Source organism: Streptomyces sp. L500 (assembly GCF_054551825.1).
Genome location: NZ_JBTOLC010000014.1, coordinates 75108 through 94314 on the forward strand (window position 1 = coordinate 75108; position 19207 = coordinate 94314).

Consider the following 19207-nt stretch of genomic DNA (forward strand, 5'->3'; position numbering starts at 1 on the left):
AAGGCATCCGGGCCCCGTCCATCCGTCCTGATGAACAACGCCCGCCCGGGGGTTGGGCGTTGGCCCAGATGGGCAGGGGACCTCAATGCCGTGCGGCGTGGGTGACGGGGAGTTCGCGCGGGCCGCGCACCAGGAGCCCCGGGCGGTACGGCAGTCGTTCCGGCTCGGCGGCCAGGGCCAGGCCGGGGAGCGCGTCGAAGAGCCGCGGCAGGGCGATCGCCGCCTCCATCCGGGCCAGCCGGGAGCCGAGGCAGAAGTGCGGCCCGTGACCGAAGGCGAGGTGCGGGGCGGCCCGTTCCGCGCGGTCGTCCGCCGTCGCGCCGTCGTCCGTCGCCGCGGCCGCGAGGTAGCGGGCGGGCCGGAAGGCGTCCGGGTCGGGGAAGCGCTCCGGGTCGCGGCCCGCCGCCGCGAGCACGACGAGCACGGACTCCTCCGCCGGTATCACCGCTCCCCCGCCGAGGTCGACGGGCTCCGTCGTGCGCCGCCAGGTCGTGCCCTCCAGGGGGCTGGCGTGCCGCAGGGTCTCCTCGACCACGGCGGCCCAGCGCGCCTCGCCGCCGTCCCGGGCGGCGGCGAGCTCGCCCGGGTGGGTGAGCAGCAGCAGCGACGCGGAGGCCAGCAGGTTCATGGTCGTCTCGTAGCCGGCGAAGAGCAGCAGGAACGCCATGGCGAGCAGTTCGCCGTCGTCGAGGCCGCCCTCGCTCGCGTCGTGCACCAGCGCGCTGAAGAGGTCGTCGCCCGGGGAGCGGCGCTTGTGCGCGATCAGCGTGGTGAAGTACGCGTGGAGCGCGGCCCACGCCTCGTCGGTCGCCCCCCGTTCCAGGGCGTCGGTGGGCGAGCCGACGCGGTAGGTCCACTCCCGCAAGGAAGCCCGGTCGGCCTCGGGGACGCCCAGCACCTCGCCGATCACGAGCACGGGCAGCGGGAAGGCGAAGGAGTCCACCAGGTCGGCGGTCCCCTCGCGGGCCAGCAGGGCGGCCACCTCCGCGACCAGGCCGTCGGTGATCCGCTCGATCCTCGGGCGCAGGGCGTCCACGCGGCGCGGGGTGAAGGCGGCCGTGGTCAGCCGGCGCAGCCGGAGGTGGTCGGGGGCGTCGGAGTTGAGCATGTGGCGGGCGAGGCAGGCCTGGGCCCGCCGGGCCGGGGAGTCCGGCTTGGGGCGGCCGGCGCGGGGTGGCGGCACGTTGGAGAAGCGGGGGTCGGCGAGGACCTCCCGTGCCCGGTCGTAGCCGGTGACGAGCCACGCGTGCGTGCCGTTGGCGAGGGCCACCCGCGCCACGGGGCCCCGGGCGCGCAGCCGCGCGTAGTACGGGTACGGGTCGTGTGCGAAGCCGGGGTCCGCGGGGTTCAGGGTTTCGGGCACCCGCTCATCCTCACCGATGACGGTGCGTTCCCGGCCCCGGGGCCTTGTCAGCGCTGTGGGGGCGGGCCTGTGCGGTTCCTACAAAGCTGGGGAGCCATGGGCCGGGGTGCGGCTGACCGTGCGGCCCAGCCGGGTGGCGGCCCGGGCGAAGGCGGCCGCGTCGTGGACGGCGGCGCCGCCGGGGTCGTTGTTGAAGTACGAGTAGACGTCGGCCCGGTCGGGCCAGGTGTCGGCGATCCGCCCGGCCCAGCTCGCCAGCGCCTGTCGGCCGTAGCGGGGCCACGGCTCGGCCGCGCCGCAGTGGAAGCGGACGTAGCCCCAGTCCGCCGTGCGCCACAGCGGGGTCACCGGCCGGGAGCCGTGGTCCGCCCAGCACAGCGCCGCGCCGCGGTCCGTGAGGACGGCGCGGATGTCGTCGGTCCACCAGCTGTCGTGCCGGGGCTCGACGGCCACGCGGACGCCCGGCGGGAAGCAGCCGAGCGCGGCGTCCAGGGCGGCGGCGTCGCACCGGAGCGTGGGCGGGAGCTGGAGCAGCACGGGCCCCAGCCGGTCGCCCAGCCCGGCGGCGTGCCGCATCAGCCGGTCGACGGGCTCCTCCGGGTCGCGCAGCCGCTTGATGTGGGTGAGGTAGCGGCTGGCCTTGACGGCCATGACGAAATCCCCGGGTACGCGGGCGCGCCAGTCCGCGAAGGTCTCGGGCGTGGGGAGCCGGTAGAAGGCGTTGTTGTTCTCGACGGTGGCGAAGTGCCCCGCGTACTCCTCCAGCCACAGCCGTTGCGGAACGTCGGCGGGGTAGAGGCCGCCGCGCCAGTCCTTGTACTGCCATCCCGAGGTGCCGACGAGGAGGGGCATGGGTGATCCCTGCCCGCAGGCGGCGCGCGTAGTTCACTGGTCTGCGTGGAGTGCCTCTTTTGCGCGATCGCGGCCGGCGAGGCCGGCGGACACCGGGTCCTCGACGACGGGACGGCGGTGGCGTTCCTCGACGCCCGTCCGCTGTTCCCCGGCCATGTGCTCGTCGTGCCCCGGCGGCACGCCGAGACGCTCACCGACCTGCTGCCGGAGGAGATCGGTCCGTTCTTCACCCGGGTGCGGCGGGTCGCGGGCGCGGTGGAGCGCGGCACGGGCGCCGCGGGGTCGTTCGTGGCCGCCAACAACCGGGTCAGCCAGTCCGTGCCGCACTTCCACGTGCATGTGGTGCCGCGCAACCGCAAGGACGGTCTGCGCGGCTTCTTCTGGCCGCGCGGGCGCTACGCGTCACGGAAGGAGGCGGCGGAGGTGGCGGCCCGGATCCGGGCGGCGCTGGAGGACTAGACCACGGAAGGTCCCGCGTGGACTATCACCCCCGATCCGGTCATATTGGGATTACGGATCCCCCAGGAACCGGACGCCGGGGGCCGGAGGTGTGCGCATGCGATTCGACGACCGAGTGGACGCGGGCCGGCGCCTCGCCGGCCGGCTGGAAGACCTCCGTGACGCCGATCCGCTCGTGCTGGGCCTGCCGCGCGGCGGGGTCCCGGTCGCCTTCGAGGTGGCGCACGCGCTCGGCGCCCCACTGGACGTCATCCTGGTCCGGAAGCTGGGCGTCCCGTACCACCGGGAGCTGGGGTTCGGGGCGATCGGCGAGGGCGGGATACGCGTCATCTCCGAGGACATCATGCGGATGAGCCGGGTCGACGAGGACGACCTGGCCGAGGTCCAGCGCGCCGAGGAGGCGGAGCTGGCCCGGCAGGCGGAGCGCTTCCGGGGCGGACGGCCGCGGATCCCGCTGACGGGCCGGACCGTGATCGTGGTCGACGACGGCATCGCCACCGGCGCCTCCGCGTCGGCGGCCTGCCGGGTGGCCAGGGCCGAGGGGGCGGCCAGGGTCGTGCTCGCCGTGCCCGTCGCGCCCCCGGACGCGGCCGAGCGGATCGGCCCGGAGGTGGACGAACTGATCTGCCTGAGCACACCCCCTCTCTTCTCCGCCGTGGGCGAGTGGTACCGGGACTTCTCCCAGACCACCGACGAGGAGGTCGTCGCCCTGCTGCACAGGAACGCCGAGGAGACCGGCGGCGGGGACGACGGAGGCGGCGGGGGCTGCCGGGCCCGTACCGGCCCGGTCGAGCTGCCGGTGGAGGACGGGCGCGTCCGCCTGCCCGGTGATCTGAGCGTGCCCGCCGGGGCCGCCGGCATCGTCGTCTTCGCCCACGGCAGCGGCAGCAGCCGCTTCAGCCCGCGCAACCGCGCGGTGGCCGAGGCACTGGCCGGGGCGGGACTGGGCACGCTCCTGTTCGACCTCCTCACCCCGGAGGAGGAGGCCGACCGGGCGAACGTCTTCGCCGTCGGGCCGCTGGCCCGCCGGCTGACCGAGGTGACCCGCTGGCTGCGGCGCCACACGGCCCTGCCCGTCTGCTACTTCGGCGCGAGCACGGGCGCGGCGGCCGCCCTGCTGGCCGCCGCCGACGCGGCCGAGGAGCACGCGCGGGGGGAGGGCGAGGACATCACCGCCGTGGTGTCCCGGGGCGGCCGCCCCGACCTGGCCGGGGCCGACCGGCTGGCCGAGGTCACCGCGCCGACCCTGCTCGTCGTCGGCGGCCGGGACGAGACGGTCCTCGACCTCAACCGGCAGGCGGCGGCCGCGCTCCGCTGCGAGCACCGCCTGGCCGTCGTGCCGGGCGCCACCCATCTCTTCGAGGAGCCCGGGACCCTGGACGCCGTGGCGGACCTCGCCCGCGAGTGGTTCACCGGGCACCTGGCGGCACCGCCCGCCCCGGCGGGCTGAACCATCGTCATACGGCAGGTGAGCACCATGGAGAAGATCGTCGACTGCGCCATCGACATGCAGTTCCGGGAGATCGACGCCACCACCCAGGCGGATGTCCGGCTCCGGATGCACGACGGCTCCGGCATGAGCGCCCAGGGCATCGCCAACCGCAATCCGGACGACCGCCGCCAGCAGCGCGTCGGCGAGGAGGTCGCGGCCGCCCGGGCCCTCAACAACCTCGCCGAACAGTTGCTGGCCAAGGCCAGTGACGACATCAGGGAGGTCATGCACGAGGACGCGCAACTGTCGCACTGAGAGCGAGGAGCGACCATGCCGCACACAGCCGACTGGGAGGTCCGCCTCCACCTCTTCGAGGACGAAGGAAAGACGACGGCGCGAGCGGTCCTGGAGACGGGCACGTCCTCCCTGACCGGCACGGGCACCGCCCGGCGCGCGGCCGGCGACGAGGACGTGCCGGACATCGGCGACGAGTTCGCCGCGGCCCGCGCCCTGCGCGACCTGGGCGGCAAGCTCCTGCGGACGGCGGAGCACGACGTGGAGGCCAGGGGCGCCGCTCCCTCCCCCAGGGAGTCGACGCCGTACGGCTGGGACATGTGAGGGGGTGCGGTCAGCGCCGCGGCGGGGCCCCCGCCAGAGACCGGGCGTACGCGGCGACTTCGGCCGCCTCCTCAGGGCCGAGGGGGCCCGACCGCGCCGCGGCCGCGTTGGCGAGCAGGTGCTCCGGCCGGGAGGTCGCCGTGAGTACCGAGGTGACCTGCGGCCGGCTGAGCACCCAGCGCAGCAGGGCCTCGCTCCACGTGGCGCAGCCGAGCTCGCGCAGCCGGTCGGCGGGCGGCGGCGCGGCGAGCAGCCCGCCCTCGCCGAACGGGCGCATGACGAGCACGCCGATGCCGGCCTCGGCGGCCGCCGGCAGAATGTCCTCGGCCAGCGCGGGCTCCGCCGCGTTCAGGTTGACCTGAACGAAGTCGACCAGCCCTTCGGCGATTATCCGGGCGAGGTCGGCGCGGGTGCCGCCGACGCCGAAGGCGCCGTCGAACTGGTAGGTGGCTCCGGTGAAGCGGACGCGCCCCGCCTCCTTCTGCCGGTCGAGCCACTCAAGGTTGGCACGCCAGCCGTTGAGGTTGTGCATCTGCAGCAGGTCGATCGAGGAACGCCCGTAGGCGCGGAGCTGTTTGCCGAAGACGGCCTCGACCTTCTCGGGGTCGCTGTGCCAGATCTTGGTCGCGACGAAGAACTCCCGGAGGTCCCGGTCGGCGCGGAGCAGCGCCGCGAGGTTGGGTTCGGCGCGGGAGTAGACCGGCGCGGTGTCGACGAGGTCGACGCCGGCCTCGTGGGAGGCGCGCAGCAGCCCGGCGAGCGGGGCGGGGTCGGGGAGGTTGAAGGTGCGCCAGGTGCCGAGTCCGATCGTGGGGAGGTCGATTCCCGCCTTGCGGGCCTTACGCCGGGGCACTGCCAAGGTCATCGGTGTTCCCTCTCGGTGAAGAAGGGTGCTCGGTCCGTCCGGATTCGACGGGGCCGGTCCAGGAGGGTACAGGCCGGAACCGAACAGGGGGCCGGTGCCGTTGCCCGGTTTCCGCCTGTTTCCGGCGGCGAAGTATCGAAAGGGGGCCACTGAGGAGGGGGCGGACATGACGGTGATCGTCGGGCTCGCGTACAACGGGCGGGTGCATCTGGGCGGGGACTCGGCGGGCGTCGCCGGGCTGAGGATCACCGTCCGCCGGGACCCGAAGGTCTTCCGCAACGGCCCCTACGCCATGGGGTTCACCACCAGCTTCCGCATGGGTCAGCTGCTGCACCACGCGTTCAAGGCGCCCCGGCCCAAGGGGGATCTGGACCGGTTCATGACCACCGTCTTCGTCGACAAGCTGCGCGCCTGCCTCAAGGACGGCGGGTGGGCGCGCAAGGACTCCGAGCAGGAGCAGGCCGGGACGTTCCTCGTCGGCGTGCACGGCCGCCTGTTCACGGTCTACGACGACTACCAGATAGCCGAGCCGGCCGACGGCTACGCGGCCGTGGGCTGCGGCAGCGAGCTCGCGCTCGGCGCGCTGCACGCCACCGCGGGCTTCGGCCTCAAGCCGCGCGCCCGGCTGTCGCTGGCCCTCACGGCCGCCGGTCACCACAGCGCCGGGGTGTCCGCGCCGTTCAGCTATGTGACCGCGCGCAGGGGCCCTTCCTGAGCCGGTGGCCCCTCAGCCGGCGGGCCACAGGGCGAGCGCCGCCAGCAGCCCGATGCCGGCCGCCGCCCACGCCACGTAGTCGCCGACGTGCCCCGAGTGGAGCCGGCGCAGCGGGGCGCTCCAGCGCCCGCCGGGCCGGCCGGTGCGTACGGCCGCCGCGGCGATGCCGGTGGCCAGCGCGGCGGACAGCAGGCCGAGGCCCGCGCCGGGCCAGGTCCACCACGTGGTGGCGCCGGGGTAGGCCGTCGCCCGGCCGTCGAGGACGGCGGCGGCGTAGCCCGCGTGGTCGGTGAACGCGTGCGCCGCGCCGGCGACGCCCCGGGCGAGTGCGGGGACCGTGCCCACGGCGAGGGCGCCCACGAGGAGCAGGGCCGCGACCGTCGCCATCGGCGGGGGCGGTCTGCGCACCGGGCGTCCGGTCTCGGGTTCCTCGTCGCCGCCGGTCTCGGGTTCCTCGGTGCCGGTCTGTCGCCCGGCGCCCAGGAAGACGTGCGCGGCCACGCGCAGCACCGCGCCGCCCGTGATCGCGGAGACGAGGACGAACAGCGCGGCGAACCAGGGGGATTCCTCCTCGGCCAGGGCCTTGCCCAGGCCCGTGCCGAAGGGTGGCAGCCCGGCGAGCGCGAGGCCCCCGGCGGCGAAGAGCAGGCCGATGCCCGTCATGTCCCGTCCGCGCCCGTGGAGTTCGCACTCGTCGACGCTGCCGTACCGGTCGAGGAGCAGGCCGGAGCAGGCGAACAGCGCGGCCTTGGCCCCGGCGTGGCCCAGGACGTACAGACACGCGCCCGTCGTGCCCTCCGGCTCGGCGGCGGCCAGCGCGGCGAGGAACAGTCCGGTGTGGCCGACGGTGGAGTAGGCGAGCAGCCGCTTCACGTGCCGTTGCTGCCAGCACATCACCGCGCCCACCAGCGCGGTCGTCACCCCCAGGACGAGGAGGACCCGGTGGGCGTCGCCCGCCGGGACGCCGCCGGGACCGGCGAACACCGTGGTGCGGACGCGCGCGGCGCCGTAGACGCCCATCTCCACCATCACCCCGGACAGCAGCATGCACACCGGGGTGGGGGCGACGGCGTGGGCGTCCGGCAGCCAGAAGTGGAAGGGCACGGCGGCCGCCTTCACCAGCAGTCCCGTCAGGATCAGGACGAACGCGGTGACGACGAGGACGTCGGCGTGCGGCCGGCTGTCCAGCTGCCGGCCCGCCTGGGCCATGCCGAGCTCGCCGGTGCGGGCGTAGAGCAGGGCGATGCCGAGCAGCGAGGCGTAGCCGCCGAGGGAGTTGACGAATCCGAAGGCCAGGGCGCCCTGGACCGGGCGCTTCTCCTCGACGTGGTAGCCGGTCAGCGCGTATCCGACGACGCCCATCAGTTCGAAGAAGACGAACGCGTCGAAGAGGTCGCCGGTGAGCGCGAAGCCGCACATGCCCGCCTGGAAGAGCAGGACGAGCGCGGGGTAGGCGCCCGGGTGGCCGTGCGACGGTTCGTCGAAGTAGCGCCAGGAGTAGACGAGCACGGCGGTCACCAGCAGGGACGTCAGCCCGGCCAGGCCCAGGCCCACCCGGTCGCCGACGAGCACGATGCCCGCGCTGTGCCCGTGGACCGGCGTCCAGTCCCCGACCCAGGTCACGGCGGTGCCCCGGGTGAGGAGCACCGCCGAGAACCCGGCGCAGCCGGCGGCGCAGGCGAGGCCCACGGACTCCGCCACCGGGCGTGCCATCCGCCGGCCCGCGCCCACCAGGAGGGCGGCGCCGAGCAGGGGTACCGCCACGATCAGCGGCAGGAACCGGTCCATGGCGGCTCAGCCCCTCAGTGCGAAGAGTTCGTCGGGGTCGGTGGTGCCGAAGCGTTTGGCGGTCTGGACGACCAGGGCGAGCAGCAGCGCGGTCACCGTCGCCCCCACGACGACATCGGTCAGGGCCAGGGCCTGGACGACCGGGTCGACCACGGTGACGCCGGGCTTGACGTCGGAGAAGACCGGCGCGGTGCCGCCGTGGCGGTAGCCGACGGACAGCAGCAGCACATAGGTGGAGGACTGGGCGACGGCCAGACAGCCCACGGCGTGCACCAGGTCGCGGCTGGTGGCCAGGCCGTACACGCCGACCAGGAAGATCCATCCCGCGACGAGGTAGGGCAGCACCGTCATGCCCGGTCTCCTTCGATCTCCAGGGCCTGGCTCAGGAAGCGGGCGAGCAGGACGACGACGGCCGAGGCCACTTCGACGCCCACGGCCGCGTTGAGCAGCGGGACGGTGCCGCCGGAGGCGAGCGTGTTGAAGGTGCCGTAGGGCAGGACGTTGGCGAGGTACGCCGCGCCGGCCAGCAGCCCGCCCACGCCGGTCAGGACGTAGGCCGCCTCGCCCAGGGCGTCGCCGATCTCGTACAGGCCGACGGCCCGGACGCGTTGGAGCGCCGGGTAGTCGACGGCGACGTACAGCAGGTGGAAGGCGGTGGCGACGACGACGCCGCCCTGGAAGCCGCCGCCGGGGCTGAGCTGGCCGTGCGCGATGACGTACAGCCCGACGAGGAGGGTGACCGGCAGGGCGGCGATCCCGTAGCGGCGCATCGTGGCGGGCACGGGCACGGGGCGTGGTTCCGAGGTCCGCTCGTCCTCGGTGCGGCGGAGCAGGACGACGGTGCCGAGCACGGACGCGAAGAGGATGCTCTCCTCGCCGAGGGTGTCGAAGGCGCGCTGGTCGAAGTTGACGGCGGAGACGGTGTTCGCGGTGTTCCGGCGCAGGGCGGCCTCGACCGCGCGGTCGCCGTAGGGGTGCCAGGGGCCGCCGAAGGACGGCATCCGCAGGATGGCGGCCACCAGCAGTGCCGCCGTCGCCAGGAGGCCGGCGGCGAGGACGCACAGTCGCGCGCGCCGGCTCATCCGCGTCGCTTTCCGGCGTGCCGCTCTCCGTCCCGCCGCTCCCGCTGCCGCCGGACCTTGCGCACCGTCAGCAGGATCATCAGCGGGGTGAGGGCGGATCCGACGCCGAGCTGGGAGAGGCCGACGTCGGGCGCCTGGAGGACCGTGAAGAGCACGGCGAGCCCCAGGCCGAGCAGGGAGAGGACCACGGCCTGGCGGGCCGGGTCCCGGTTGAGGACGGCGGCGGTGGCCGCCGCCGCGACGAACAGCAGCGAGGCGACGACGAGGACGTCGTCGACGGCCGGGTCAGCCATGGCGCACCGCCCTGGTCGTGGCCACTCCCCCGGCCAGCAGCAGCGCGCCGATGACCAGCAGTTTGACGGTCGCGCGGCTCGGTCCGGTGACCACGCACAGCGGAAGGACCGTCACGGCCGTGCCGACGGCGACGACGGGGGTGAGCCGGCGCGTCCCGGGCGGCTCCCCTGCCTCTTCCTCCCCGGCGAGGAGGAGCCGGGCGAAGACCAGCGTCCCGGCGGGACCGAGCACCGAGATGACGAGCGCGAGGTCGACGTAGGCCGGTCGTCCGTAGCCCTGCGCCAGCAGCAGGAACACCAGGCACAGCAGCAGCGTCGCGTAGTTCTGGGCCACGACGCGCCGCCCGGGGGCGCCCCGCGCGGCGTTCCACAGGCTCGGGCCCACACCGGCGATCAGGAGCAGCGCGGCGGCGGCCAGCCACCCGTTCATTCGCGTGCCGCGCGCCGGGCAGCGCGGGCCGCCCAGGCCCCGGCCAGTGCCGCCGCCGCCCCGACGGCCAGCTCCAGGACGTCGACCGTGCCGATGAACACGATCCACAGCGCGGTGAGCCCGGCCCACCAGCCGGCGGCCTCCAGCGGGCCGCTTCTGATCCGCACCCGGTTTCACCTCCGTGCCCGGCGAGAACGCGCCCCAGTATCGGCCGCCGGGCGGTGGGGACAGGGGGAATGGTGATGGTGTGTCGCGGTTTCGCCGCCGACGTGCGGGGCGGCCGGAGTCGTGGAACGGTGTGGCGAGGTGCCGCGGGCCGCCGCGGAGAGCCGATCCGTCGCGAGGGGATGCGGGAGCATGTCGGTCACGTCGTTGACGAGCCTGGACGAGTTCGAGAGGGCCGTCGCCCTGGAGCGGCCCGTGGTCGTGTGCTTCTGCGCCACCTGGGCCAATCTCTGCCGGACGATCGTCCCGGTGTTCGAGAAGCTCTCGGAGCTGCCCGAGTTCGCTCGCACGGTGGGCTTCTACAGCGTCGACGTGGACGAGGCGTACGAGGTCGTCCAGAAGGCGGGCGTCGGTCCCGTGCCCGCCTTCATCGCCTTCCGGGGCGGCAGCAGGCTCGCGGAGGTGGTGGCACCGGCCCCGGAGGCGCTGCGGGAGTTCATCGCCGCCGCCGCGGATTCCTGAGCGACGCGCGGCACCTCGGGCGTCAGCCCGGCAGCCGCTCGGCCGGGTGCCCGAGCAGCAGCTCCGCCACCACGGTCTCCAGGAGCCGTACCGCCTCGCCGACCGACGCGCGGACGGGGTCGCTGAGCCCGTGGACGACGTCGGGCTCGTCGCCGCGCATGCGCGTGAGCGGCTCGCAGCCCACGAGCACCACGCGGGGGAAGGCCAGGCCCTCCCATCCGGCCAGTTCGCGCGCGGTGGCCAGGACCTTCACCGGGTCCATGCCGTGTGCCTCGGGGGCGCCCGGGGCGAGGTCCGCGTCGGGGTCGTCGACGTCCAGGACGTACAGGGTGCCCGGGGGGCCGCCGCGCGGGGCGGCGTCGACGAGGACCGCGGCGTCGTAGCCGTCCAGCAGCCGGTAGACGAGGTCCATGCCCCGGATGCCGAAGTCGGCGGCGTCCACGCCGTCCGGCAGGGGGGCCTCGCGCAGGGCGGCGATCACCTCGGGGCCGAAGGCGTCGTCGGCGAGGAAGATGTTGCCGATGCCCGCGACGAGGACGCGCGGGCGGGCCGGGGCGGTCACCGCCGCCGCTCCGGGGAACGGCGGACGGGGCGCGGCCGGGAGAGCCGGTCCAGGTGTTCCCCGGCGCCCGGCGCCGGCCGTTTGCGGACGAACGCCGAGCGCAGGGCGTGATAGGGGGCGTCGGGGGTGAAGAAGGCCGCGCGCATGCGGCGCAGTTCGTCGGCGCGGTAGGCGGCGAGCGGCCGGATCCGCTCGTCCTTCTCGCGGGCCGCCTTCTTCGCGGCGATCCGGGCCGCCGTGTCGGTGTGGCGGGTGAGGGCGTCGGCCGTGCGGGCGACGGCGGCCGCGAACTCCCCGGGGGAGGCGGGCAGCACGCGGTCGACGAGCCCGAGGACGAGGGCGCGGGCGGCGCTGACCGGCGCGGCCTGTTCCGTCAGCGCCGCCGCCTGCTCGGCGCCGACGCGCCGGGGCAGGGTGTAGGTCCAGTACTCGGAGCCGTACAGGCCCATCAGCCGGTAGTGGGGGTTGAGGACGGCGCCGTCCCGGCACCACACCTCGTCGGCGGCGAGCGCCAGCATGGCCCCGCCCGCGCCGGCGCCGCCGCCGACGGCCGCGACGACGAGCCGGTCGGTGGTGGTCAGCACGGCCTCGACCAGGTCGTCCATGGCGTTGATGTTCGCCCACGACTCGGCGGCGGGGTCGGCCGCGGCCTCGATGACGTTGAGGTGGATGCCGTGGGAGAAGATGTCGCGTTCGCCGCCGAGCACCAGCAGCGCGGTGGGGCGCCGGCACGCCTGGCGGTAGGCGTTGAGCAGCCGCCGGCAGTGGGACGTGCTCATCGCGCCGCCGGGGAAGCGGAAGCGCAGGAAGCCCACCGGCCCGGTCTCCGTGTAGCGGATGTCGCTCCAGGTGTCCCGGCCGGGCGGCGGCTGGAGGGGGGCCGGGATCTCGGGGACGGGCGGCAGGCGGTCGCCGAGGGCGAGGGCGGCGGGCAGCTTGAGGCCGGGCGGGTCGGTGTCCGTGCGGCAGCGCCGCAGTTCGGGGATCCACACCGCTCCGTCGGCGGTCGCGCGGCAGACGGCGCCCGCCCGGGTGGCCAGCACCCGCCCGGGCCGGCCGCGCAGCCGGTCCTCGGCGTGGCCGCCGTGCAGGAACCATTCGGCGCCCAGGAGTTCGTCCCGTACCCCCGGCTGCGAGTCGGCGGCCCGCAGGGCGCGCAGCACGGATTCGGTCGGCTGCTCCCGCCAGTCGATCCGGCGCTCCTCCTGCCGCAGGTACGGGCGGGCCCGCGCGGGCGGGCCGTCCTGGGGGCGGGGTGTCCAGCGGCCCGACGCGTGGCGCTCGACCGCGAGGAGGACGGCCCGGACGGCGGCGTCCGCGACCTCCCCCCGGTACAGGTCGCTCTTGGCCACCCCGTCGGGCACGGCGAAGCCTTCGGCCGCCCAGACGGCCCCGGCGTCCATCTCCTCCTCGGCCTGGAGCACCGTCACCCCCCAGTGGCGGGCGCCGTCGCGCAGGGCGTGGTCGAGGGAGGACGGGCCCCGGTCCCCCGGCGGGCCCGGGTGGACCACCAGGCAGGTGTGCCGGGACCAGACGTCCCGGGGGATCGCCGTGCGCAGCATCGGCGCGACGACCAGGTCGGCCGGGTGGCGGGCGACCGCCGCGCGCACGGCGTCCTCGTCGTCCACCACGGCGACGGCCGGGCTGTGGCCGCGGTCGCCGAGTTCGGCGAAGACCCGCTGGGTGAGGCTGTTGAACGCGCTGGCGACGAGCAGGATGCGCACGGCGACCGTCCTCCCGCGTGGGATGCGTCGGATGGGGCTGGGGGACGGGCGTGGCCCGCCGTTCCCGAGGCGATCGTCACCGAGCGGCGGCGGGGCGCGGCGGCGCGCGGCCGTGCGGGTGTGCGGGATTGCGCCGCGCGGGCGAATACGTGCGGCCGCATGGACCGCTCCGGCCCCGCCGCACGGCCGGGGGCGCCGTAAGCCGGTCACTGTGGGGGCGTACGTGCTCCCGTGGGGCACTTGGCGGCCACGGGCGACGGGAGCGGCGAGGCGGATGCACGAGCTGTCCATCGCCGAGGCGATCGTCGAACGGGCGGCGGAGACCGCCCGGCTCCACGGCGGCGGACGCGTCACGGCGGTACGGGTGACGGTGGGCGAACTGGCGGGCGTCGTTCCCGACGCGCTGCGCTTCTCCTTCGAGATGGCCCGGGCGGGCACCGCGCTGGAAACGGCGCGGCTGGTGGTGCGGGACGTCCCGGCCCGGGCCCGCTGCGCGCCGTGCGGCGGCGAGTTCGCCGTCGGCTCGCCCCCGTCGATGTGGTGTCCGCGCTGCGACGAGCTGTCGCGGGAACTGCTGGGGGGCCGGGAACTGGAGGTCACCGCCATCGAACTCGAGGAGGCGAGCGGGTGATGTGCCGCGTGGTGGATGTGCGACGGGCCGTCCTGGCGAAGAACGACACCCTGGCCGGTGCGCTGCGCGAGGAACTCGCCGGCCGGGGCACGATCGTGGTGAACCTGCTGTCCAGTCCGGGCAGCGGCAAGACCGCCCTGCTGGAGCGGGTCCTGGCGCACACGAGCGCGCGGGGCGTGCCCACGGCGGCCCTGACGGCGGACCTGGCCACGGAGCACGACGCGCGCCGCCTGGCCCGCTCCGGCGTGCCCGTCCGGCAGGTGCTGACCGGCGGGCTCTGCCATCTGGAGGCCGCGCAGCTCCGTGCCCACCTGGAGGGCTGGCTGCCGGCCGGCACCCGGGTGCTGTACGTGGAGAACGTCGGCAATCTCGTCTGCCCGGCTTCCTACGACCTGGGCGAGACGCTGCGGATCACGCTGATGTCGGTGACGGAGGGCGAGGACAAGCCGCTGAAGTACCCGACGGCCTTCGGTCTCGCGCATCTGGTCGTGCTCACCAAGACCGATCTCGAGCGGGCCGTGGGCTTCGACCGGGCGGCGTTCGTCCGGAACGTCACCGGCGTCAACCCCGGGGTGGAGATCGCGGAGACGTCGGCGCGGTCCGGGGAGGGCGTGGAGTCGCTGGTGGACCGAGTGCTGGCGGTGGTGCGGGGAGCGGCCGTCCACCGGCCGGCGATGGCGGCGGCCGCCCTCGCCGTCGCCCACGCGAACACCTACGGCCCGGACGGTGACCACGCCCTCCCTCTCGGGGACCCGGCGGGCCGCCTGCCGTGACGACGGCCGCGGGGGCGTCCCCCGTCCGGTGCCGTCTGGTCGTGCGCGGCACGGTGCAGGGCGTCGGCTTCCGTCCGTTCGTGCACGGTCTGGCCCGTGAACTCGGCCTCTCCGGCTATGTCGTCAACGACCCGGAGGGCGTCGTCACCGAGGTGGAGGGAGCGCCGGAGCCGGTGCGGGCGTTCTGCGAACGGCTCACCGCCGCGCCCCCTCCGCTGGCCGTGGTCGTCTCCGTCTCCCGGCGGGCCCTGCCCGCCCGGGGCGGCGGGGCGGGGTTCGCGATCCTCCCTTCCGGAACCGGCCCCGGACGCACTCGTGTACCACCCGACGCGGCCCTGTGCGCCGACTGCCTGGCGGAGCTCACCGATCCGGCCGACCGCCGCCACCGGCACCCCTTCATCACCTGCACCCACTGCGGGCCGCGGTTCACCCTCGTCACCGGCCTGCCCTACGACCGCCCGCGCACCACCATGGCCGCCTTCCCCCTGTGCGAGCGGTGCGCGGGCGAGTACGCCGACCCCGCCGACCGGCGCTTCCACGCACAGCCGGTGTGCTGCCCCGGGTGCGGACCCCGGCTGCGGCTGGAGGACGACTCCGGCGCGCGGTACGGCGCCGAGGCCATGGCGGCGGCCCGGGCGCTGCTGGCGCGCGGCGCGGTGCTGGCCGTAAAAGGAGTGGGCGGCTACCACCTGGCCTGCGACGCAGGCGACGAGGAGGCCGTCACCCGGCTGCGGGCGGCCAAGGAGCGCGACGGCAAGCCCTTCGCCGTCATGGCCGCCGACCTGCCCACCGCCCGGGCTCTCGCCCCGGTGGGCGGGGCCGAGGAGCGGCTGCTGACCGGGCCCCGGGCCCCCGTCGTCCTGCTGCGCCGGGCCGGCCCGCCCGCCGTGCCGCTCGCCCCCTCCGTCTGCCCCGGCGGCCCCGACATCGGGGTGATGCTGCCCTACAGCCCCGTGCACCGGCTGCTGTTCGGGCTGCCCGGCGACCCGCCCGGCCCGAGGGTGCTGGTGATGACCAGCGGCAACCGGTCCGGCGAGCCGATCGTGACCGACGACGCGGAGGCCGCCGAACGGCTGTCGGGCCTGGCCGACGCGCGCCTGGCCCACGACCGGCCGATCCACGCGCCGTGCGACGACTCGGTGGTCCGCGTGCGCGCCGACGGCAGCGTCCTGCCGCTGCGCCGCTCGCGCGGCTACGTCCCCGAACCGCTCGCCCTGCCCTTCGACGTCCCGCCCGTCCTGGCCGTGGGCGGCGATGTGAAGAACGCCTTCTGCCTGGGGCACGGCCGTTCGGCCTGGATGTCCCAGCACCTCGGCGACCTCGGCGAACTGTCCGCGGTCGCGGCCCTGGACCGGGCCGTCGAGCACCTCACCGGCCTCACCGGGGTGCGGCCCGAGGCGCTGGCGGCCGACCGCCACCCCCGCTACCGGTCGGCCGCCTGGGCCCGGCAACGCGCCCGGGGCCGCCCGCTGCGGCTGGTGCAGCACCACCACGCCCACATCGCCTCCGCCATGGCGGAGGCGGGCCTGGACGGCACCTCGCCCGTCATCGGCGTCGCCTTCGACGGCACCGGCTACGGGGACGACGGCGCGGTGTGGGGCGGCGAGGTCATGCTCGCCGACTACACCGGCCACCGGCGCGCGGCCCACCTCGCCTATGTGCCGCTGCCGGGCGGCGACGCGGCCGTCCGCAACCCCTGCCGCATGGCCCTGGCCCACCTGCGGAGCGCCCGGCTCCCCTGGGACCCGGCCCTGCCGGCGGTGGCCGCCTGCGCGGAGGACGAACTGCGGCTGCTGGCCCGGCAGCTGGAGCGGCGGGTGGCGTGCGTGCCGACGTCCAGCATGGGGCGGCTCTTCGACGCCGTCTCCTCGCTCGCCGGCGTCCGCCACCGGGCCGGGTACGAGGCGCAGGCGGCGGTGGAGCTGGAGGCGTACGCGGCCCGGGGCCTGGCCGACCACGGCCGCCCGTACGCGTTCGCGCCGCGCGGCGGCCGGGCGGCGGAGGACGGGCCGTTGCTGCTCGACCCGGCGCCGGTGCTGCGCGCGGTGGTGGCGGACGTCCGCGCCGGGACGCCGGCGGAGGTGGTCGCCGCCCGCTTCCACCTGGCCGTCGCCGACGCGGTGGCGGCCGTGTGCGCGGTCGTCCGCCGCCGGTCCGGCGTGGGCACGGTGGCGCTGACCGGCGGGGTGTTCGCCAACGCGGTGCTGGAGGAGGAGTGCGCCCGGCGGCTGGCCGGCGCCGGTTTCACGGTGGTGCGCCACCGGCGGGTGCCCTGCGGCGACGGAGGGCTGGCCCTGGGCCAGCTGCTCGTGGCCGCGCGGGCGGGCGAGCGGAAGGGAGAGGACCGTGTGTCTTGCGGTGCCCGGCAGAGTCGTCGGGGTTGAGGAGCGGGACGGCACCCGCATGGCCAAGGTGGATTTCGGCGGCGTCGTGAAGGACGTGTGCCTGGCCTATCTGCCGGAGATCGAGGTCGGCGACTACGCCATCGTGCACGTCGGCTTCGCCCTGCAACGGCTGGACGAGAAGGCGGCGTTGGCGACGCTGGAGCTGTTCGCCCGGATGGGCGCGCTGGAGGAGGAGTTCGGCGACGCGTGGGGGCTGGCGGCCGCCGAAGCCGGAGAGCCGGAGGTGCCGAGGTGAGGTATCTGGAGGAGTTCCGCGACCCCGCGCTGGCCCGGCGGCTGCTGGACGAGATCCACGCGACCGTCACCCGGCCCTGGGCGCTGATGGAGGTGTGCGGGGGCCAGACCCACTCGATCATCCGGCACGGCATCGACCAGTTGCTCCCCGCCGAGGTGGAGCTGATCCACGGCCCCGGCTGCCCGGTGTGCGTCACCCCGCTGGAGGTGATCGACAAGGCGCTGGCCATCGCCTCCCGCCCGGACGTCGTCTTCTGCTCGTTCGGGGACATGCTGCGCGTGCCCGGCACCGGCCGGGACCTGTTCCGGGTCAAGAGCGCCGGGGGCGACGTACGGGTGGTGTACTCGCCGCTGGACGCGCTGGAGATCGCGCGCCGCGCCCCGGGGAAGCAGGTGGTGTTCTTCGGCATCGGCTTCGAGACGACCGCCCCCGCCAACGCCATGGCCGTGCACCAGGCGCGCCGGCTGGGCGTCCGCAACTTCAGCCTGCTCGTCTCCCACGTCCGCGTGCCGCCGGCGATCGAGGCCGTCATGAGCTCGCCCCGCTGCCGGGTCCAGGGCTTCCTGGCCGCCGGGCACGTGTGCAGCGTGATGGGCGTGGGCGAGTACCCGGAGCTGGCCGAGCGGTTCGGGGTGCCGATCGTCGTGACCGGCTTCGAACCGCTGGACATCCTCGAAGGCGTCCGCCGCACGGTCCGCCAGCTGGAGCGCGGCGAGCACCGGGTGGAGAACGCCTATCCGCGCGCCGTCCGCGACGAGGGCAACGCCGCCGCGCTGCGCATACTCGCCGAGGTCTTCGAGGTGACCGACCGCGCCTGGCGCGGCATCGGCACCATTCCGGCCAGCGGCTGGCGCCTGGCGGAGGCGTACCGGGAGTTCGACGCCGAGCACCGCTTCGCCGTGACGGACGTCAGGACGCTCGAACCGGCGGCGTGCCGCAGCGGCGAGGTGCTCCAGGGCCTGCTCAAGCCCTACGAGTGCGAGGCCTTCGGCACGGCCTGCACCCCGCGCACGCCCCTGGGGGCGACCATGGTCTCCAGCGAGGGGGCGTGCGCGGCCTATTACCTCTACCGCCGTCTGGCCCACGGCCCGGCGGCCACGACCGGCAAGGAGGCGAGCTCCGTTGGCTGAGGGCACCGTGGAGACGGCCGGCGCGCCGCCGGACCCGGCGGAGTGGAGCTGCCCCGCGCCGCTGCCGGACCGGCCCGTGGTCGTCATGGGCCACGGCGGTGGCGGGGCGCTGTCGGCGGAGCTCATGAGCGAGGTGTTCGCCCCCGCCTACGGCAACGACATCCTGGCCGTCCTCGGCGACTCGGCCGTGCTGCCCCTGGGCGGGGCCCGGGTGGCCTTCTCGACCGACTCCTACGTGGTGCGGCCGCTGTTCTTCCCCGGCGGCTGCGTCGGCGACCTGGCCGTCAACGGCACCGTCAACGACCTGGCCATGAGCGGGGCGCGGGCCGCCTACCTCTCCTGCGCCCTCGTCCTGGAGGAGGGCACGGAGCTGGCGGTCGTCGAACGGGTCGCCCGGGCGATCGGCGCCGCCGCCGAGGTGGCCGGGGCCGTCGTCGCCACCGGGGACACCAAGGTCGTCGACGCCGGGCACGGCGACGGGATCTACGTCACCACCTCGGGGGTGGGGCTCGTCCCGGACGGGGTGGACATCCGCCCGCAACGGGCCCGGCCGGGCGACGTGGTCCTCGTCAGCGGGCCCGTCGGGCTGCACGGTGTGGCCGTGCTCAGCGTCCGCGAGGGCCTGGAGTTCGGTGTGGACGTCGTCAGCGACACCGCGCCGCTGGGCGGCCTGGTCGCCGCGATGCTCGCCGTCACCCGGGATCTGCACGTGCTGCGCGACCCGACGAGGGGCGGCGTGGCGGCGGCCCTCAACGAGATCGCCACCGCCTCCGGGACGGGCGTCGTGCTCACCGAGGAGGCCGTGCCGGTGCCGGAGGCGGTCGCGAACGCCTGCGGGTTCCTCGGCCTCGATCCCCTCTACGTGGCCAACGAGGGGCGGCTGGTGGCCTTCGTCCCCCGGGAGCACGCGGACGCGGTGCTCGCCGCGATGCGCGCCCACCCGCAGGGGGCCGGGGCGGCCGTCATCGGGGAGTGCGTGGCCGAGCACCCGGGCATGGTGGTGGCCCGCACCGGGCTGGGCGGCACGCGCGTGGTGGACCTGCCGACCGGGGAGCAGCTGCCCCGGATCTGCTGAGGGCGACCGGGCGGCTCCCTGTCACACCACTGCGCGCCGGAGCGCGCACATCCGGACAGATCATGTGAAAGTGGGGTGACTCCGTGCG

At 75.5% G+C, this 19207-nt stretch carries 23 protein-coding genes; 12 read left to right on the top strand and 11 right to left on the bottom strand.

What is annotated here, in order from left to right:
- Positions 1-82: 82 nt before the first annotated feature.
- A complete protein-coding gene (locus ACX9I7_RS15745; RefSeq protein WP_459387694.1) occupies positions 83-1363 on the bottom strand; it encodes a cytochrome P450 family protein in 1281 nt (426 codons plus the stop codon).
- A gap of 78 nt (positions 1364-1441) precedes the next feature.
- On the bottom strand, positions 1442-2215 hold the full coding sequence (locus tag ACX9I7_RS15750; RefSeq protein WP_387573849.1) for a DUF72 domain-containing protein: 774 nt from the start codon (positions 2213-2215) through the stop codon (positions 1442-1444).
- Positions 2216-2260: 45 nt separating this feature from the next.
- On the opposite strand from ACX9I7_RS15750, the gene ACX9I7_RS15755 reads away from it, so the two are divergent.
- The 4 genes from ACX9I7_RS15755 (at position 2261) to ACX9I7_RS15770 (ending at position 4724) form a co-directional block, all read left to right on the top strand.
- Positions 2261-2674, top strand: a complete 414-nt coding sequence (locus ACX9I7_RS15755; protein ID WP_459387695.1) for an HIT family protein — start codon at positions 2261-2263, stop codon at positions 2672-2674.
- Positions 2675-2771: 97 nt separating this feature from the next.
- Positions 2772-4124 (top strand): phosphoribosyltransferase, encoded by a 1353-nt coding sequence (locus tag ACX9I7_RS15760; RefSeq protein WP_387573853.1) that lies wholly within the window; start codon positions 2772-2774, stop codon positions 4122-4124.
- A 27-nt stretch (positions 4125-4151) separates the two neighbouring features.
- The gene (locus ACX9I7_RS15765) at positions 4152-4421 is read left to right on the top strand and encodes a dsRBD fold-containing protein (RefSeq protein ID WP_126917328.1); all 270 of its coding nucleotides are present in this window, start codon (positions 4152-4154) and stop codon (positions 4419-4421) included.
- A gap of 15 nt (positions 4422-4436) precedes the next feature.
- A complete protein-coding gene (locus ACX9I7_RS15770; RefSeq protein WP_126917327.1) occupies positions 4437-4724 on the top strand; it encodes a DUF1876 domain-containing protein in 288 nt (95 codons plus the stop codon).
- Positions 4725-4734: 10 nt separating this feature from the next.
- Here ACX9I7_RS15770 and ACX9I7_RS15775 read toward each other — a convergent pair whose 3' ends face one another.
- Positions 4735-5589, bottom strand: coding sequence for an aldo/keto reductase (locus tag ACX9I7_RS15775; protein WP_459387696.1), 855 nt, complete (start codon positions 5587-5589; stop codon positions 4735-4737).
- A 166-nt stretch (positions 5590-5755) separates the two neighbouring features.
- Between ACX9I7_RS15775 and ACX9I7_RS15780 the strand changes: the two genes are divergently transcribed.
- A complete protein-coding gene (locus ACX9I7_RS15780) occupies positions 5756-6304 on the top strand; it encodes a hypothetical protein (RefSeq protein WP_358620611.1) in 549 nt (182 codons plus the stop codon).
- Positions 6305-6316: 12 nt separating this feature from the next.
- Here the strand turns inward: ACX9I7_RS15780 and ACX9I7_RS15785 are convergent, their stop codons facing one another.
- The 6 genes from ACX9I7_RS15785 to ACX9I7_RS15810 are packed head-to-tail and all read right to left on the bottom strand — an operon-like array spanning position 6317 to position 10064.
- The gene (locus ACX9I7_RS15785) at positions 6317-8092 is read right to left on the bottom strand and encodes a complex I subunit 5 family protein (protein WP_459387697.1); all 1776 of its coding nucleotides are present in this window, start codon (positions 8090-8092) and stop codon (positions 6317-6319) included.
- A gap of 6 nt (positions 8093-8098) precedes the next feature.
- The gene (locus tag ACX9I7_RS15790; RefSeq protein WP_126917324.1) at positions 8099-8443 is read right to left on the bottom strand and encodes a sodium:proton antiporter; all 345 of its coding nucleotides are present in this window, start codon (positions 8441-8443) and stop codon (positions 8099-8101) included.
- Entirely contained in the window at positions 8440-9174 is a 735-nt protein-coding gene (locus ACX9I7_RS15795) for an MnhB domain-containing protein (RefSeq protein ID WP_459387698.1), read from the bottom strand. Before ACX9I7_RS15795 ends, ACX9I7_RS15790 begins: the two co-directional genes overlap by 4 nt.
- Positions 9171-9467 (bottom strand): hydrogenase subunit MbhD domain-containing protein, encoded by a 297-nt coding sequence (locus ACX9I7_RS15800; protein ID WP_459387699.1) that lies wholly within the window; start codon positions 9465-9467, stop codon positions 9171-9173. Before ACX9I7_RS15800 ends, ACX9I7_RS15795 begins: the two co-directional genes overlap by 4 nt.
- Positions 9460-9897 (bottom strand): MrpF/PhaF family protein, encoded by a 438-nt coding sequence (locus ACX9I7_RS15805; protein ID WP_459387700.1) that lies wholly within the window; start codon positions 9895-9897, stop codon positions 9460-9462. Before ACX9I7_RS15805 ends, ACX9I7_RS15800 begins: the two co-directional genes overlap by 8 nt.
- The gene (locus ACX9I7_RS15810; RefSeq protein ID WP_189447272.1) at positions 9894-10064 is read right to left on the bottom strand and encodes a hypothetical protein; all 171 of its coding nucleotides are present in this window, start codon (positions 10062-10064) and stop codon (positions 9894-9896) included. The genes ACX9I7_RS15805 and ACX9I7_RS15810 overlap by 4 nt, the downstream gene beginning before the upstream one ends.
- 190 nt (positions 10065-10254) lie before the next feature.
- On the opposite strand from ACX9I7_RS15810, the gene ACX9I7_RS15815 reads away from it, so the two are divergent.
- The gene (locus ACX9I7_RS15815; RefSeq protein WP_459387701.1) at positions 10255-10584 is read left to right on the top strand and encodes a thioredoxin family protein; all 330 of its coding nucleotides are present in this window, start codon (positions 10255-10257) and stop codon (positions 10582-10584) included.
- Positions 10585-10606: 22 nt separating this feature from the next.
- Here ACX9I7_RS15815 and ACX9I7_RS15820 read toward each other — a convergent pair whose 3' ends face one another.
- Together ACX9I7_RS15820 and ACX9I7_RS15825 are read right to left on the bottom strand one after the other, a co-directional pair.
- Positions 10607-11146 carry a hydrogenase maturation protease gene (locus tag ACX9I7_RS15820; protein ID WP_459387702.1) on the bottom strand — a complete coding sequence of 180 codons (540 nt, stop codon included), beginning with the start codon at positions 11144-11146 and terminating at the stop codon, positions 10607-10609.
- Positions 11143-12870, bottom strand: a complete 1728-nt coding sequence (locus ACX9I7_RS15825; RefSeq protein ID WP_459387703.1) for a hydrogenase maturation protein — start codon at positions 12868-12870, stop codon at positions 11143-11145. Before ACX9I7_RS15825 ends, ACX9I7_RS15820 begins: the two co-directional genes overlap by 4 nt.
- A gap of 274 nt (positions 12871-13144) precedes the next feature.
- Between ACX9I7_RS15825 and hypA the strand changes: the two genes are divergently transcribed.
- From hypA to hypE, 6 genes are all read left to right on the top strand, one after another.
- Complete coding sequence (gene hypA / locus ACX9I7_RS15830; protein WP_459387704.1) at positions 13145-13501, top strand: hydrogenase maturation nickel metallochaperone HypA; 357 nt, start codon at positions 13145-13147, stop codon at positions 13499-13501.
- Positions 13501-14274, top strand: coding sequence for a hydrogenase nickel incorporation protein HypB (hypB, locus tag ACX9I7_RS15835; RefSeq protein ID WP_387573873.1), 774 nt, complete (start codon positions 13501-13503; stop codon positions 14272-14274). The genes hypA and hypB overlap by 1 nt, the downstream gene beginning before the upstream one ends.
- Positions 14271-16658 (top strand): carbamoyltransferase HypF, encoded by a 2388-nt coding sequence (gene hypF, locus ACX9I7_RS15840; protein ID WP_459387705.1) that lies wholly within the window; start codon positions 14271-14273, stop codon positions 16656-16658. Before hypB ends, hypF begins: the two co-directional genes overlap by 4 nt.
- On the top strand, positions 16621-16914 hold the full coding sequence (locus ACX9I7_RS15845; protein ID WP_387573877.1) for a HypC/HybG/HupF family hydrogenase formation chaperone: 294 nt from the start codon (positions 16621-16623) through the stop codon (positions 16912-16914). The genes hypF and ACX9I7_RS15845 overlap by 38 nt, the downstream gene beginning before the upstream one ends.
- On the top strand, positions 16911-18044 hold the full coding sequence (hypD, locus tag ACX9I7_RS15850) for a hydrogenase formation protein HypD (RefSeq protein WP_459387706.1): 1134 nt from the start codon (positions 16911-16913) through the stop codon (positions 18042-18044). The genes ACX9I7_RS15845 and hypD overlap by 4 nt, the downstream gene beginning before the upstream one ends.
- Before the next feature lie 85 nt (positions 18045-18129).
- Entirely contained in the window at positions 18130-19119 is a 990-nt protein-coding gene (gene hypE, locus ACX9I7_RS15855; protein ID WP_387574198.1) for a hydrogenase expression/formation protein HypE, read from the top strand.
- Positions 19120-19207: the final 88 nt, after the last annotated feature.

What these genes read in the sequence shown, in the direction of transcription:
- ACX9I7_RS15750 (WP_387573849.1), bottom strand. Translation starts at nt 2,215, where the DNA reads ATGCCCCTCCTCGTCGGCACCTCGGGATGGCAGTACAAGGACTGGCGC.
- ACX9I7_RS15760 (WP_387573853.1), top strand. Translation starts at nt 2,772, where the DNA reads ATGCGATTCGACGACCGAGTGGACGCGGGCCGGCGCCTCGCCGGCCGG.
- ACX9I7_RS15765 (WP_126917328.1), top strand. Translation starts at nt 4,152, where the DNA reads ATGGAGAAGATCGTCGACTGCGCCATCGACATGCAGTTCCGGGAGATC.
- ACX9I7_RS15770 (WP_126917327.1), top strand. Translation starts at nt 4,437, where the DNA reads ATGCCGCACACAGCCGACTGGGAGGTCCGCCTCCACCTCTTCGAGGAC.
- ACX9I7_RS15775 (WP_459387696.1), bottom strand. Translation starts at nt 5,589, where the DNA reads ATGACCTTGGCAGTGCCCCGGCGTAAGGCCCGCAAGGCGGGAATCGAC.
- ACX9I7_RS15780 (WP_358620611.1), top strand. Translation starts at nt 5,756, where the DNA reads ATGACGGTGATCGTCGGGCTCGCGTACAACGGGCGGGTGCATCTGGGC.
- ACX9I7_RS15785 (WP_459387697.1), bottom strand. Translation starts at nt 8,092, where the DNA reads ATGGACCGGTTCCTGCCGCTGATCGTGGCGGTACCCCTGCTCGGCGCC.
- ACX9I7_RS15790 (WP_126917324.1), bottom strand. Translation starts at nt 8,443, where the DNA reads ATGACGGTGCTGCCCTACCTCGTCGCGGGATGGATCTTCCTGGTCGGC.
- ACX9I7_RS15795 (WP_459387698.1), bottom strand. Translation starts at nt 9,174, where the DNA reads ATGAGCCGGCGCGCGCGACTGTGCGTCCTCGCCGCCGGCCTCCTGGCG.
- ACX9I7_RS15800 (WP_459387699.1), bottom strand. Translation starts at nt 9,467, where the DNA reads ATGGCTGACCCGGCCGTCGACGACGTCCTCGTCGTCGCCTCGCTGCTG.
- ACX9I7_RS15805 (WP_459387700.1), bottom strand. Translation starts at nt 9,897, where the DNA reads ATGAACGGGTGGCTGGCCGCCGCCGCGCTGCTCCTGATCGCCGGTGTG.
- ACX9I7_RS15815 (WP_459387701.1), top strand. Translation starts at nt 10,255, where the DNA reads ATGTCGGTCACGTCGTTGACGAGCCTGGACGAGTTCGAGAGGGCCGTC.
- hypA (WP_459387704.1), top strand. Translation starts at nt 13,145, where the DNA reads ATGCACGAGCTGTCCATCGCCGAGGCGATCGTCGAACGGGCGGCGGAG.
- hypB (WP_387573873.1), top strand. Translation starts at nt 13,501, where the DNA reads ATGTGCCGCGTGGTGGATGTGCGACGGGCCGTCCTGGCGAAGAACGAC.
- hypE (WP_387574198.1), top strand. Translation starts at nt 18,130, where the DNA reads ATGGGCCACGGCGGTGGCGGGGCGCTGTCGGCGGAGCTCATGAGCGAG.